Origin of the sequence: Micromonospora sp. NPDC047753 (assembly GCF_040642735.1) — a bacterium.
Lineage (GTDB): Bacteria > Actinomycetota > Actinomycetes > Mycobacteriales > Micromonosporaceae > Micromonospora.
Map to the genome: position 1 here is coordinate 1 of NZ_JBEYSL010000155.1, position 13,597 is coordinate 13,597.

The following is a 13,597-nucleotide window of genomic DNA, read 5'->3' on the forward strand; positions in this document are numbered from 1 at the left end:
GTGCACGGGTCTTCCAGGAGCTCTACTCCAACCGGGTCGAACGAGGCGCCCGGACGCCGACCCGTGCGTCACCGTCGGCGAGTTGGCCCGGGAGGTGAAGCGGCTCCCGGGCAGCAAACGGGTGCTCGCCGCGCTGACCGAGATGCGCCGGGAGGGCCAGCACCTCGCTGTGGTGGTCGACGAGTACGGCGGCACGGCCGGGATCGTCACGCTGGAGGACCTCATCGAGGAGTTCTTCGGCGAGATCCACGACGAGTACGACGCCACCCCGGACCCGGAGCGTGCCGGCCTGCCCGCCGTGGTGGACGGCCGCCTCAACCTCGCTGACTTCGCCGAGCGGACCGGGGTGGCCCTCCCCGCCGGGCCGTACGAGACGGTGGGCGGGTTCGTCATGGCCGCGCTGGGCCGGCTCCCGGTGACCGGTGACGAGGTGCCGGTGTCGGGTGAGCCCGCCGAGGTCGGCGCACCCGATCCGGCCGAGCTGCCAGCCGGCTGGCTGCTGCGGGTGATCACGTTGGACGGCCGCCGGGTGGCGCAACTCGCCGTCTCCGCCGCCCGCAGCGCCGACCATCGCCGAGAGCAGGGCGCCGGCAAGCGCCTTGAGTACGACGCCGCGTCGGCCTCGGCGGGCGGCCCCGAGCTGGCTCGGGAGGCGGTGACGGGGCAGCACCGCCGGGTATCGGTCGGGCCGACGCGCCGGGTCGGCGCTGGCGAACCACGCGAGGTCAGCACCCCGGCACCGGCGGGCCGGAGCCGACCCGCCGGCCCGTCATGACGGACCGGGTTGCTTGCTGACAGAATTATCGCCATGTCCGACGTTCCCGCCCGGCCCCGCGTCTTCTCCGGCATCCAGCCGACAGCCGACTCGTTCCACCTCGGCAACTATCTCGGCGCGGTGCGGCACTGGGTGGCGCTACAGGACACCCACGACGCGTTCTACTGCGTGGTGGACCTGCACGCCATCACGGCGGGGCACGATCCGGCGCTGCTGCGCCAGCGGACCCGGGTGGCCGCGGCCCAGCTCTTCGCGGTCGGGCTCGACCCCGAACGCAGCACGCTGTTCGTCCAGTCGCAGGTGCCCGAGCACCCGCAGCTGGCCTGGGTGCTCGGCTGCATCACCGGCTTCGGCGAGGCCAGTCGGATGACCCAGTTCAAGGACAAGTCGCAGAAGCAGGGCAACGAGCGGGCCAGCGTCGGGCTGTTCACCTATCCGGTCCTCCAGGCCGCCGACATCCTGCTCTACCAGGCCAACGCGGTCCCGGTCGGCGAGGACCAGCGCCAGCACCTGGAACTCTCCCGGGATCTGGCCCAGCGCTTCAACTCGCTGTTCGGCGCGACGTTCACGGTGCCCGCGCCGCACATCGTCAAGGACACTGCCAAGATCACCGACCTGCAGGACCCGACCGCGAAGATGTCGAAGTCGTCGTCCTCGCCAGCCGGCATCATCGACCTGCTCGACGATCCGGCCCGGTCCGCGAAGAAGATCCGTTCGGCGGTGACCGACACCGGTCGGGAAATCGTCTTCGACACCGAGACCAAGCCGGGTGTGTCCAATCTGTTGACCATCTACTCGGCGCTCAGCGGCCGCAGCATCGACGAGCTGGTGGCCGCCTACGCGGGTCGTGGCTACGGCGATCTGAAGAAGGAGCTGGCCGAGGTGGTGACGGACTTCGTCCGGCCGATCCAGGAGCGCACCCGCGCCTACCTCGACGATCCGGCGCAGTTGGACAAGCTGCTCGCGGCCGGCGCGGAGAAGGCCCGCGCGGTGGCCGCGGCGACCCTGCGGTCCGCGTACGAGCGGGTCGGGTTCTTCCCGCCCGTGCGCGGCGAGTAGCTCCGCGGTACAGGTGGACGGCTCGGTGCTCGGAGGGGCGGCGCGAAGCGTGGATCGCAGTGGCGGGGTGCCGCCGACCGGCGACACCATCCAGATCGGCATCGCCGTGGACATCCCCGAGCCGTGGGGTGCCCTGCTCACCCGGCGGCGGGTCGAGGCCGGTGATCCGCTGGCGGTGCCCGCGCACGTGACGTTGCTCGGGCCTACCGAGATCCGGACGGCCAACCTGCCGGCGGTCGAGCGGCACCTGGCCGCCGTCGCCGCCGCACACCTGCCGTTCACCCTGCACCTGCGGGGCACCGGCACGTTCCGTCCGGTCACCCAGGTGGTGTTCGTCGCGGTGGCCGCCGGGATCAGCGAGTGCGAGCTGCTGGCCGCGGCCATCGCCGCGGCGCCGGGCCTGCACCGCGAACTCCGCTTCCCGTACCATCCGCACGTCACAGTGGCTCAGGACGTGGCACCGGAGGCCCTGGACCGGGTGTACGAGGATCTGGCCGACTTCTCCGCGATGTTCGAGGTCGACGGGTTCACCCTCTTCTCGCACAGCGGGCAGGCCAGGTGGCAGCCGCGTCGGGACTTCTGCCTCGGCACCTGAAACGCCGGCATTCGAGCCGCCAGCACCTGAAGCAGCGACGCGCCAGCCGGCGAGCATCGGGAGCCGGTTGCCACTACAGCGGTGGGAGATCGGCGAGGATGACCGCGTGAACGTGATCGGCCGGATCGAGACGGGCATCGACCGCTGGGTGAGCGCCGCGCGCCACCGGTCGGGGCTCTTCGATCATGTGTGGCGGGCCGGGGTGCTGTACGGCGAGGTGCTGGCCGGCCGGTTGGCCGCCGCGATCGCCTACTACGGCTTCTTCGCCGTGTTTGCCCTCGCCCTGGTCGCGTTCTCCGTCTTCGGCGCGATCCTGGAGGACAACGACGAGGTCAGCGCGGCGGCGGCCGGCTTCCTCAAGGAGAATCTGCCGTTCCTGGACGCCGAGCAGATCGCCAACTCCAGCGGCACCGTCGGCGTGGTCGGCCTGGTCATCCTGGTCTTCACCGGGATCGGTTGGGTCGAGGCCATCCGGTCCTCGCAGCGGCTGATGTACCAGCTCAACCAGCAGCCGGGCAATCTGGTGGTGCGGCGGCTCGTCGACCTGGGCGTGATGATCGGCGTCTTCGTGCTGCTCGGCGTCTCGGTCGCGGCGGTGGACGCGTTGGAGTCGCTGCTGCGTTTCCTGCTGCGCAGCACCGGCTCGGTGGGTCTGACCACCATCAGCGCGGTGCTCAGCGTGCTGGTCAACACAGTGCTCGCCACCGCGTTGCTGCTCGCCGTGCCCCGGCTGCGGATGAGCCGGTCCCGGCTGCGCCCGGTGGTGTTGCTCGTCGCTGTCGGCATCACGCTGCTGAACACCGTCGGCCGGTACTACGTGGTGCGGACCGAGCGGAACCCGGCGTACACCGTGGTGGCCGGCGCCGTCGGTCTGCTGCTGTACCTCTACCTGCTCAACCAGTTGGTGCTGTTCGGCGCGGCACTCCTGGCGACCAGCACCACCGGCCGAGTGGTGGACCTGGCGGAGACCCCCGCCCCGCCGAAGGATGTCGACGAGGGCATCGACCCCGGTACGCCGGGCGGTGCGGGCTGATGACGGAGGGCGCACAGGTGCTGATCTCGGTCGACCCGGACTCGTCGGTGCCCCCCTACGAGCAGGTGCGCGTGCAGCTCGCCGAGCTGATCGGCGACGGCCGGTTGCCGGTGGGCAGCCGCCTGCCCACCGTCCGGCAGCTCGCGGCCGACCTGCGGTTGGCCGCGAACACGGTGGCCCGCGCCTACCGGGAGCTGGAGGCGGCCGGGCTGTTGGAAACCCGGGGGCGCAACGGCACCTTCGTCGCCCCCGGTCGGGACGACGCCGTCGACCGGTTGCAGCGGGCGGCGGCCGGCTACGCGGCGGAGGCGGCCCGGCTCGGCGTGCCACCGGCCACCGCGCTCGCTCTGGTCCGCGCCGCCCTGGACGCGGCCCGCCCCGGCTGACCGGCTGCCGATCGACCGTCGGACGGGCGATAACTGAGCAGAACTGCGCCGCCGCTCGCGTTCGCGGACCATGATGAGCCGGTGGGCGCACTCATGACACTGGACCTGCCGGCGGACTCGCCGCTCCTCGGTTTGCCGTGGATCGTCACCTTCGGTCCGCTCGGTGATATCGACGAGTGGGAGCCGGTGGTCTGCGGGCCGTACGAGCGACCGCACGCGTTGGCCCTGGCCGAGGCGGTGGTGGCCGAGGAGCAGTTGATGGCCGTGGTCGAGCCGCTGCTGCCGGCGCTGTCCGCTGACGAGATCCGCAGCGAGATCGCCGCCGCGCAGGTCGCCGCCGAGGACGAGGCCCGGCAGGTGGAGGGGGCCGACCTGTACGGCGACTTCGAGGACGTGATCGACGAGGAGTTGGACGCGGCAGCCGACGAGGCCGGCCACGGTGAGCCCGTCGAAGCGCCGGACGAGGCCGAGGTACGTGCCGGCTTCACCCGGATCGCGGCGCTGCTCACCGCGAAGTGACGACGACCTGGGTCGGCGGCGCACGGACACCGGCGCCACGCGGAGCGGACTCCGCGCGGCGCCGGTGGCACCTCACCCCCCACCACAAGGGGCCGGTAGCCCAGTCGCCCGTCGGCGCGGGGCACGACGAACGACCAGGTCGAGAACGAGTTACCCGTTCAGCGCCGTTCCAACCAGACTGCCGCGTCAATTGGCAGCAGCCGGCCGGAGCCCTGTTCGGTGAGCTCGTCGCTGGCGACGAGCGGCTGACCGTACCCGTCGATCAGGACCGGCGCGCCGCTCATGTTGACGACGCAGGTCAGCACTGTCGCTCCGGCGGAGCGGGAGAAGGCCAGCACGCCCGGCTCGCTCTCCTGCCAGGTGACCCCGTCGGCGTCGAGGGCGAGCGCGGGATGAACGTGGCGGATCCGCAGCGCGGTCCGGTACAGCTCCAGGGTCGAGCCGGGCACGCCGGTCTGCGCCGTGACGGACAGCGCCCGCCAGAGCGCCGGGGCGGGTAGCCAGCTCAGCTCACTGCCGGCCGGTCCGAAGCCGTACGGAGCCAGCTCGCCGTCCCACGGGATGGGCACCCGGCAGCCGTCGCGGCTCTCGCCGGTGCGCAGGAACGCCGGATCCTGGCGGAGCTCGTCGGGGAGGTCGAGGACCTCCGGCAGGCCCAGTTCCTCGCCCTGGTAGAGGTAGGCGCAGCCGGGCAGGGCGAGCATCAGCAGGCTGGCGGCCCGGGCTCGACGCAGCCCTTCGACGCCGTCGCCGTACCGGGTGACGTGCCGCTGCTTGTCGTGGTTGGACAGCACCCAGGTGGTGGGCGCTCCGACGACGGTCGCCTCGGCCAACGCGGTGTCGATCACCTTGCGGAACGAGTCGGCCGACCAGGTGGCGTCGAGGAAGTCGAAGCTGAACGCCTGGTGCAACTCGTCCGGGCCGATGTAGCGGGCCAGGCGCTGTGGCGTCTCGGCCCACGCTTCGGCGACCGCCATCCGACCGCCCGGGTAGCTGTCCAGGATGGGCCGCCAGGCCCGGTAGATCTCGTGCACCTCGTCCTGGTCGAAGTACGGCAGCCGGCCCTTGCCGAGCAGTTCGACCTGGCGCTGACCGGTGGTCGCCGTGCTGAAGCCGACGTCCGGCAGCCCTTCCGCCTTGATCATGCCGTGCGCCACGTCGACGCGGAATCCGTCGACGCCCCGGTCCAGCCAGAACCGCAGCACGTCCTCGAACTCGGAGCGAACCTCCGGGTGACGCCAGTTCAGGTCCGGCTGCGAGCTGTCGAACAGGTGCAGATACCACTGACCGTCAGCGATCCGGGTCCAGGCGGGGCCGCCGAAGATGCTCTCCCAGTCGTTCGGGGGCAACTCGCCGTGCGTGCCCTGACCGTCGGCGAAGAGGTAGCGGGCCCGCTCCGGTGAGCCGGGGCCGGCGGCGAGCGCCGCGGTGAACCAGTGGTGCGCGCTGGAGGTGTGGTTGGGCACCAGGTCGACGATGATCCGAAGGCCGTGGGCGTGCGCGTCAGTGATCATCGCGTCGAAGTCGGCGAGTGTGCCGAACATCGGGTCGACGTCCCGGTAGTCGGCCACGTCGTAACCGCCGTCGATCATCGGCGAGGTGTAGAAGGGGGTCAGCCAGAGCGCGTCCACCCCGAGGTCGCGCAGGTACGGCAGGCGCTGCCGGATGCCCTGGAGGTCGCCGGTGCCGTCACCGTCGCTGTCGGCGAAGCTGCGGACGTACACCTGGTAGACGACCGCGGAGCGCCACCAGTCGTCGTCGGTGGTCTGCGGTGGGGTGGCGGTGCTGATCATTCGAGCAATATGCCGGCCCGCCGTTGCAAGAGTCAAGCAGATCTTGCGTAAGACAAGCGTGCGGAACTCGGCGCGACAGCCGTGGAGCCGCGCACCACCAGCTCCGGGCGGAACAGGTACTCCGAGTGCGGGGCGCCGTGCCCGTTGATCTCGTCCACCAGGGCGCGGACGGCGGCCACCGCCATCGCGGTGACCGGTTGCCGCATGGTGGTCAGCGGCGGGTCGGTGAAGGCCATCAGCGGGGAGTCGTCGTAGCCGACCACGGAGAGGCCGCCGGGCACGTCGAGGCCGCGTTGACGGGCGGCCCGGATCGCGCCGAGCGCCATCAGGTCGGAGCCGCAGACCACTCCGGTGACGCCGCGGTCCAACAGGCGGCCGGCCGCCGCCTCGCCACCCTCCACTCCGAACAGTGACAGCTCGGCCAGCGGGCCCAGGTCGGCTTCGGCGACGCCGGCCAGCCGGGTCATCGCGGAACGCCAGGCGGCCACCTTGCGCTGTACCGGGACGAACCGGTCCGGGCCGGTGATCAGGCCGATCCGACGGTGCCCGAGCGCGACCAGGTGGGCAACTGCCAGTTCGGCCGCCTCCCGGTCGTCGCAGGAGACGAAGGGCGCGCCGATGCCGGGCACGTACCCGTTGATCATCACGACCGGCATCGGCCGGGCGAGCAGCGCCCGGTAGCGGTCGTGGTTGGCGGCCGTGTCGGCGTGCAGGCCGGAGACGAAGACGATTCCGGAGACCTGCCTGTCCAGCAGCATCTCCACGTACTCGTCCTCGGTCACGCCGCCGGCGGTCTGGGTGCAGAGCACCGGCGTGAATCCACTCTGCGCCAGAGTGGACTCGATGACCTGGGCGAAGGCGGGGAAGATCGGGTTGTCCAGCTCCGGCACCACCAGGCCGACGAGACCGGCGCTGCGCTTACGCAGCCTGGCCGGCCGCTCGTACCCGAGCACGTCGAGGGCGGTGAGGACGGCCTGCCGGGTCTCCGGGGCCACGCCGGGGCGGTCGTTGAGCACCCGCGACACCGTGGCCTCGCTGACTTCGGCCTGCTGGGCGATGTCGGACAGTCGAGCGCGCATGGCGGCACTTTAGCCCACCGGCAAGTTCTTGCGGGGTCCTCTGCAAGCCCTTCCATTACTTGCAACGTCTTGCTAACGTCCCCGCAACATGCGAGAGCGGCGGCGCAGCATCCATGCGCCGATCGGCAAGAACTTCCAGACTTTCCACTGGCGAGCCGCCCGTCCCCCGGCGAGCCGCCATGACGACAGGAGTACCGATGCGCATCCGTACCGCGGGTGTGGTCGCCCTCTTCGCCCTGGCGCTCGCCGCCTCAGGCTGCGGTGGCGACAGCGACGAGCCGGCCGCGAAGGAAACCCCCAAGGCCGCCGGCGGCAAACTGGTGATCTGGGCGGACGACAAGCGGACCGCCGCACTCAAGCCGTTCGCCGAGAAGTTCGGCCAGGAGAACGGCGTCAGCGTCGAGGTCCAGGCCGTCCCGAACGAGGACCTTCAGAACAACTTCGTGACCGTGTCGAGCCAGGGCGGCGGCCCGGACGTGGTGATCGGCGCGCACGACTGGATCGGCAACCTGGTCCAGAACGGTGCCATCGACCCGGTGCAGCTGTCCGACCAGCAGAAGGCCGCCTTCAACGAGACCGCCGTCAAGGCCGTCACGTTCAACGGCCAGCTCTACGGCGTGCCCTATGCCCAGGAGAACCTGGCGCTGATCCGCAACACCGAACTGGCCCCCGAGGCACCGAAGACGATCGAGGACCTGGTCGCCACCGGCAAGCAGCTCAAGGCGCAGAAGAAGGTCACCGAGACGCTCTGCCTCCAGGTCGGCCAGAAGGGCGACGCGTACCACATCTATCCGCTGTACACCTCGGCCGGCGGTTACCTCTTCGGCACCACCGCGAACGGCGACTACGACCCGAAGGACCTGGGCGTGGGCAAGCCGGAGTCGATCGCCGCGTTCAAGAAGATCGCCGCGCTCGGCGAGAAGGGCGAGGGCGTGCTGAAGCGCTCGATCGCCGACACCAACTCGACCGCCACCTTCACCGGCAAGAAGTGCGCCTTCCTGGTCTCCGGGCCGTGGGCCACCGCCGACGTGAAGAAGGCCGGCATCAAGTACGACGTCTCCGCCGTTCCCGGCTTCGCCGGCGGCAAGGCGGCCGCGCCGTTCGTAGGCGTCCAGTCCTTCTACGTGGCGGCCAAGGGCAAGAACAAGGCTCTCGCCCAGGAGTTCGTAGCCAACTACGTCAGCACGCCGGAGCTGGCCGTGGCGCTCTACCAGGCCGACCCGCGCCCGCCGGCGCTGACCGCCGCGCTTGACCAGGTCAAGAGCAGCGACCCGGACCTGGCCAAGTTCATCGAGGCCGGCAAGAACGGGCAGGTGCTCCCGGCCATCCCGGCCATGGCCGCGATCTGGGACCCGTTCGGCAAGGCCGAGGCCGCCGTCATCGGCGGCGCCGACCCGACCAGCACGGTTACCGCGGCCGGCAAGACGATCGCCGGTTCGATCAAGTAATGAGCACACCGCTGTCCGGCCCGGGGCCTGCCCAGCAGGCCCCGGGCCAGGGGCCCGTCCGCACCGGGTCCCCGCGCACCACCCGTACCGCGCGGAACCACGCGCCGATCACCGCGACCGGCCTCGCCGCGAAGGTGATCCTGCTCGGCCTGGTGGCCGGGATCGCGATCTGGGCGGCCTTCCCGCTCGTGGCGGCCGAGAAGTGGGTCGGGCTGGCGGTGCTGGTGCTGACCACCGCCGCACTGTTCTATCTGTACCTGGGCCGCCGGCACGTCCCGGCGAAGTACCTCATCCCCGGCACGCTCTTCCTGATCGCCTTCCAGGTCGTGCCGGTGTTCTACACCGCGAGCACGGCCTTCACCAACTTCGGCGACGGCCACCGAGGCAGCAAGGACGACGCGATCGTCGCGATCCAGAGCTCCTCGGTCAAGCAGGTCCCGGGGTCCACCCAGTACCCGTTGTCGGTCGCCACCAAGGGCGACCCGGCCACCGGTGCCCTGGTCTTCCTGATCACCAAGCCAGGAACCGACACGGTCTCCGTCGGCGACGCCGGGGGCCTTCGCCCGCTCGATCCCGGCGCGGCCACCGTCGGCCCCGGCGGGAAGGTCATTGCGGCCGACGGCTACACCGTGCTGAACTTCGGCCAGGCCAGCGCCCGCAGCAAGGACATCACGGACCTGGTGGTGCCGACGGCCGGAGGCGCGCTGCGCTCGTCCGGCCTGTCCCGGGCGTACGAGGGCAAGGCCCTCCGGGCGTACGACGCGGGCTGCGACTGCGTCAAGGACAGCGACAGCGGCAGGACCTGGACCGCGGACGGCGAGGTCGGCGCGTTCGTCGCCGCCGACGGCGAGCGGCTGGCCCAGGGTTGGAAGGTGAACGTCGGGCTGTCCAACTTCACCCGGGTGCTCACCGACGAGCGGATCTCCGGGCCGTTCCTCCGCACGCTGATCTGGAACTTCGCCTTCGCCATCGGCTCCACCGGCGGCACGTTCATCCTCGGCATGGCGATCGCCCTGGCGCTGCACTCGCCCCGAATGCGGGGCACCAACCTCTACCGGATGTTGCTGATCCTGCCGTACGCCATGCCGTCCTTCGCGATGCTCCTGGTCTGGCGGGACATGTTCAACACCGACTTCGGGCTGATCAACAATCTGTTCGGGCTCAGCGTCGACTGGTTCGGGCAGGGCTGGTCGGCCCGCGCCGCGGTGATCCTGGTGCAGCTCTGGCTCGGCTACCCGTACATGTTCCTGGTGGCCACCGGTGCTCTACAGGCCATCCCACGGGAGTTGACAGAGGCCACCTCGGTCGACGGGGCGTCTCGCTGGCAGTCGTTCCGGGCCGTCACCCTGCCGCTGCTGCTGGTCGCACTCTCGCCGCTGCTGATCTCGTCGTTCGCGTTCAACTTCAACAACTTCAACGCGATCTACCTGACCACCGAGGGCGCGCCATTCCCGGCGGACAACCCCAGCAACGGCGCCACCGACCTGCTGATCACCTACACCTACCGGCTGGCGTTCGGTGGCCAGGCCGCAGAGTTCGGCTTCGCCGCGGCCATCTCGCTGTTCATCTTCGCCATCGTCGCGGTGGTGTCGGCGGTCAGCTTCCGGCGGACCCGCCAACAGGAGGAGGTGTACTCATGACCATGCTCCCCGGCGCCGCCGTCACGGGCGGCGCGAACGGCCCGGCGACGGTCGACCGCAACGCGGGCAGGCGTAAGAAGCGATGGTTCGCCGAGGTCGGCTGGCGACACCTGGTCGGCCTGCTCGGCGTGCTGTTCAGTCTCTTTCCGCTCGTGTTCGTCGTCTCGGCGGCGCTCAATCCGCTCGGCACCCTGTCGTCCACCGAGTTGGTGCCGACCGGCGGGGTGTCGTTGGAGAACTTCGGGAACCTGTTCGCGCGCACCGAGTTCGCTGACTGGTTCCTGAACTCGCTGCTCATCGCCGGTGGAGCCGCGTTCGCCTCGGTCTTTCTCTCCGCGCTCGCGGCGTACGCCTTCTCCCGGATGCGGTTTCAGGGGCGACGGGTGGGGTTGCTGTCACTGCTGTTGATCCAGATGTTCCCGCAGTTCCTCGCGATCGTTGCGATCTTCCTGATCTTCGGCACGATCACCGACCTGTGGCCGGCCATCGGCTTCAACACCCCGTGGGGTCTGTTGCTGCTCTACCTGGGTGGCGCGCTGGGCGTGAACACCTGGCTGATGAAGGGCTTCTTCGACACGCTGCCCCGCGAGCTGGACGAGTCGGCCACCGTGGACGGCGCCTCACACGCCCAGGTCTTCTTCCGGATCATGCTGCCGTTGGTGGCACCGATCCTCGCGGTGACCGGGCTGCTCGCCTTCATCAACACCATCAACGAGTTCCTGATGGCGAGCGTCTTCCTCACCGACACGGATGCCAAGACCCTCGCGGTCGGCATGCGGGGCATGTTGCAGGGCGGCGAGCGGAACACCAACTTCGGGATCTTCGCGGCCGGCACCCTGCTGACCGCGATCCCGACGGTGCTGGTCTTCCAGTTCCTCCAGCGGTACATCGTCTCCGGCCTCACCTCCGGTGCGGTGAAGGGATAGGTCGTCGGCCGTGGCCGGGCGGCCTGGACGCGCCGACCGGCCACCCCACTACTACAAAGTGTCGTTGATAGGGGAGGATGGGAGGTGTGGAAGCACTCCGACTCATCCTTCTCTACGTCCATCTGATCGGGTTCGCCCTGCTGCTCGGTGGCTCGATCGCCCAGTACGCCAGCGGTCGGCTCCGGATCAACCAGGCCATGCTGTGGGGCGCGGTGATCCAGTTACTGACCGGGCTCGGCCTCTCCGCGCCGCTGCGCGACGGCGACGAGCCGGCACCGGCAAAACTTGTGACGAAGTTGGTGATCGCACTGCTGATCTTCGTCATGGTCTTCTTCTCCCGGAAGCGGGACGTGGTCAACCGCGGTCATTTCCTCGCGATCGTCGGTTTGACCCTGGTCAACGCGGCGGTAGCGGTTTTTTGGCGGTAACGTCCGAGGAGGGAAACGCCTCCAGAAAAAGGACGTTGCGGACGCTGCGGCGCACGGTTACCAGCACGAAGAGTGACGTGCCCCACGCAAGGGTTACACCCGGGTAACAGGCGCTCAACAGTCGTGCACGATTGTCGGCCGGTGGGTGGGCGCGGGCGTACGCTCCCGTCCGTAACGTGGGACAGCCGGCGGCACACCCGCAGGCCGGCTGATGGGCTGCCACCGCACAAGGCGCGGTGAGCAATGGGAAGGAGACGTCTTGCGCTCGGTGCGTGGGATGCGGATCGCTTCGATCTTCGCGGTGGGTGGGCTCGCGCTCACCGCCGCTGCTTGTGGCGAGGCGCCCAAGGATGACAACAACGCCGGCAGTGGCGGCAAGAAGTTCAGCGCCTGCATGGTGACCGACGTCGGCGGCATCGACGACAAGTCGTTCAACACCTCGGCCTGGAAGGGTCTGCAGGAGGCCAAGGCCGCCAACGACAACATCGACATCAAGTTCGTCGCGTCGAAGGCCGAGGCCGACTACGAGCCGAACCTGACGCAGTACGTCAACCAGAAGTGCGACTTCATCCTGGCCGTCGGTGGCCTGATGGGTGACGCCACCTCGAAGATCGCCAAGGCGAACCCGAACCAGCAGTTCGGCATCGTCGACGCCAACCCGGGTGACGCCAACGTGTACCCGATGCAGTTCGACACCGCCCAGGCCGCGTTCCAGGCCGGTTACCTGGCCGCCGGGATGAGCAAGAGCGGCAAGGTGGGCACCTACGGTGGTCTGCCGATCCCGCCGGTGACCATCTTCATGGACGGCTTCGTCGACGGTGTGAAGTACTTCAACACCACCAAGGGCAAGAACGTCCAGGCGCTGGGTTGGAACAAGGAGACCCAGAAGGGTTCCTTCACCAACGACTTCGCCAAGCAGGACGAGGGCAAGAAGGTCTCCGACGCGCTGGTCGCCCAGGGCGCGGACATCATCATGCCGGTCGCCGGCGGCTCCGGCCTCGGCACCACCGCCGCGGCCAAGGCCTCGGGCGGCAAGTACAGCACCATCTGGGTGGACGTCGACGGCTGCGAGAGCACCCCGGACTGCTCGGCGATCGTCACCACCGTGGTCAAGAACATCCCGGAGGCCGTCAAGGAGGCCGTGGTGAAGGCCGCCGGTGGCGAGAAGCTGGAGGCCAAGCCGGGCTTCGTCGGCACCCTGGCCAACACCGGCGTCTCGATCGCCCCGTACCACGACTTCGACAGCAAGGTCCCGGCCGAGCTGAAGGCCGAGGTCGACAAGATCAAGGCGGACATCGCCGCCGGCACCATCACCGTCACCTCGAAGGCCCAGCCGACCAAGTGACAACCGGCCGGCCCCTCCGGTGAGATCATCGGGAGGGCCGGCGCGGACAGGTACGACCGATCGGCCGCTCCGGCTCTGCGGATACCCCGCGGGGTCGGAGCGGCCGATCGCGCACCACGGCAGCCGGCCCGGCCCGGTTGGTTCCACGGCAGCTAGGCTGCACCATCGCTCGCACTCCAGGAGGTTGCGCTGAGACTCGAACTGCGCGGCATCACCAAGCGGTTCGGTGATCTGGTCGCCAACGATCACATCGACCTGACGGTGGAGCCTGGAGAGATTCACGCCCTCCTCGGCGAGAACGGCGCGGGCAAGTCGACCCTGATGAACGTGCTCTACGGGCTCTACCAGCCCGACGAGGGCGAGATCCTGGTCGACGGCAAGCCGCTGAAGCTGAAGGGCCCGTCCGACGCGATCGCCGCCGGGATCGGCATGGTGCACCAGCACTTCATGCTGGTGCCGGTCTTCACCGTCGCCGAGAACGTCATGCTCGGCGCCGAGCAGGTCAGGGGCGGCATCGCCGGCTTCCTGGACCGGCGCCGGGCCCGGCGCGAGGTCACCGAGGTGTCCGAGC

Annotated in this window: 13 protein-coding genes and 1 pseudogene; 12 read left to right on the plus strand and 2 right to left on the minus strand. The window is 69.7% G+C overall.

What is annotated here, in order from left to right; genetic code table 11:
- The 6 genes and pseudogenes from ABZ749_RS15505 to ABZ749_RS15530 form a co-directional block, all read left to right on the plus strand.
- Nucleotides 1-586, plus strand: a pseudogene (locus tag ABZ749_RS15505) (transporter associated domain-containing protein); the annotation flags it as partial.
- 222 nt (nucleotides 587-808) lie between these two features.
- On the plus strand, nucleotides 809-1,834 hold the full coding sequence (gene trpS / locus ABZ749_RS15510) for a tryptophan--tRNA ligase (RefSeq protein ID WP_357199942.1): 1,026 nt from the start codon (nucleotides 809-811) through the stop codon (nucleotides 1,832-1,834).
- Between the two features lie 25 nt (nucleotides 1,835-1,859).
- Nucleotides 1,860-2,429: a 2'-5' RNA ligase family protein gene (locus ABZ749_RS15515; RefSeq protein ID WP_355010199.1), complete on the plus strand. Its 570-nt coding sequence runs from the start codon at nucleotides 1,860-1,862 to the stop codon at nucleotides 2,427-2,429.
- A gap of 106 nt (nucleotides 2,430-2,535) precedes the next feature.
- Nucleotides 2,536-3,462: a YhjD/YihY/BrkB family envelope integrity protein gene (locus tag ABZ749_RS15520; RefSeq protein ID WP_357228017.1), complete on the plus strand. Its 927-nt coding sequence runs from the start codon at nucleotides 2,536-2,538 to the stop codon at nucleotides 3,460-3,462.
- Nucleotides 3,462-3,848 (plus strand): GntR family transcriptional regulator, encoded by a 387-nt coding sequence (locus tag ABZ749_RS15525; RefSeq protein ID WP_357228020.1) that lies wholly within the window; start codon nucleotides 3,462-3,464, stop codon nucleotides 3,846-3,848. The genes ABZ749_RS15520 and ABZ749_RS15525 overlap by 1 nt, the downstream gene beginning before the upstream one ends.
- A gap of 81 nt (nucleotides 3,849-3,929) precedes the next feature.
- Entirely contained in the window at nucleotides 3,930-4,367 is a 438-nt protein-coding gene (locus ABZ749_RS15530) for a hypothetical protein (RefSeq protein WP_357228022.1), read from the plus strand.
- A gap of 158 nt (nucleotides 4,368-4,525) precedes the next feature.
- Here ABZ749_RS15530 and ABZ749_RS15535 read toward each other — a convergent pair whose 3' ends face one another.
- Both ABZ749_RS15535 and ABZ749_RS15540 read right to left on the minus strand, forming a co-directional pair.
- On the minus strand, nucleotides 4,526-6,160 hold the full coding sequence (locus ABZ749_RS15535; RefSeq protein ID WP_357228025.1) for a glycoside hydrolase family 13 protein: 1,635 nt from the start codon (nucleotides 6,158-6,160) through the stop codon (nucleotides 4,526-4,528).
- Nucleotides 6,161-6,192: 32 nt separating this feature from the next.
- Complete coding sequence (locus ABZ749_RS15540; protein WP_357228027.1) at nucleotides 6,193-7,239, minus strand: LacI family DNA-binding transcriptional regulator; 1,047 nt, start codon at nucleotides 7,237-7,239, stop codon at nucleotides 6,193-6,195.
- Nucleotides 7,240-7,436: 197 nt separating this feature from the next.
- On the opposite strand from ABZ749_RS15540, the gene ABZ749_RS15545 reads away from it, so the two are divergent.
- From ABZ749_RS15545 to ABZ749_RS15570, 6 genes are all read left to right on the plus strand, one after another.
- A complete protein-coding gene (locus ABZ749_RS15545) occupies nucleotides 7,437-8,687 on the plus strand; it encodes a maltose ABC transporter substrate-binding protein (RefSeq protein ID WP_357228029.1) in 1,251 nt (416 codons plus the stop codon).
- Entirely contained in the window at nucleotides 8,687-10,327 is a 1,641-nt protein-coding gene (locus tag ABZ749_RS15550) for an ABC transporter permease subunit (RefSeq protein WP_357228032.1), read from the plus strand. The genes ABZ749_RS15545 and ABZ749_RS15550 overlap by 1 nt, the downstream gene beginning before the upstream one ends.
- On the plus strand, nucleotides 10,324-11,253 hold the full coding sequence (locus ABZ749_RS15555; RefSeq protein WP_357228034.1) for a sugar ABC transporter permease: 930 nt from the start codon (nucleotides 10,324-10,326) through the stop codon (nucleotides 11,251-11,253). The genes ABZ749_RS15550 and ABZ749_RS15555 overlap by 4 nt, the downstream gene beginning before the upstream one ends.
- An 86-nt stretch (nucleotides 11,254-11,339) precedes the next feature.
- Entirely contained in the window at nucleotides 11,340-11,681 is a 342-nt protein-coding gene (locus tag ABZ749_RS15560; protein WP_210857649.1) for a hypothetical protein, read from the plus strand.
- A gap of 277 nt (nucleotides 11,682-11,958) precedes the next feature.
- Nucleotides 11,959-13,026, plus strand: a complete 1,068-nt coding sequence (locus tag ABZ749_RS15565) for a BMP family ABC transporter substrate-binding protein (protein WP_357228039.1) — start codon at nucleotides 11,959-11,961, stop codon at nucleotides 13,024-13,026.
- Nucleotides 13,027-13,287: 261 nt separating this feature from the next.
- The coding region (locus tag ABZ749_RS15570) for an ATP-binding cassette domain-containing protein (protein ID WP_357228042.1) at nucleotides 13,288-13,597 on the plus strand (310 nt) is incomplete at its 3' end.

What these genes read in the sequence shown, in the direction of transcription:
- trpS (WP_357199942.1), top strand. Translation starts at nt 809, where the DNA reads ATGTCCGACGTTCCCGCCCGGCCCCGCGTCTTCTCCGGCATCCAGCCG.
- ABZ749_RS15525 (WP_357228020.1), top strand. Translation starts at nt 3,462, where the DNA reads ATGACGGAGGGCGCACAGGTGCTGATCTCGGTCGACCCGGACTCGTCG.
- ABZ749_RS15535 (WP_357228025.1), bottom strand. Translation starts at nt 6,160, where the DNA reads ATGATCAGCACCGCCACCCCACCGCAGACCACCGACGACGACTGGTGG.
- ABZ749_RS15540 (WP_357228027.1), bottom strand. Translation starts at nt 7,239, where the DNA reads ATGCGCGCTCGACTGTCCGACATCGCCCAGCAGGCCGAAGTCAGCGAG.
- ABZ749_RS15545 (WP_357228029.1), top strand. Translation starts at nt 7,437, where the DNA reads ATGCGCATCCGTACCGCGGGTGTGGTCGCCCTCTTCGCCCTGGCGCTC.
- ABZ749_RS15550 (WP_357228032.1), top strand. Translation starts at nt 8,687, where the DNA reads ATGAGCACACCGCTGTCCGGCCCGGGGCCTGCCCAGCAGGCCCCGGGC.
- ABZ749_RS15555 (WP_357228034.1), top strand. Translation starts at nt 10,324, where the DNA reads ATGACCATGCTCCCCGGCGCCGCCGTCACGGGCGGCGCGAACGGCCCG.
- ABZ749_RS15565 (WP_357228039.1), top strand. Translation starts at nt 11,959, where the DNA reads ATGCGGATCGCTTCGATCTTCGCGGTGGGTGGGCTCGCGCTCACCGCC.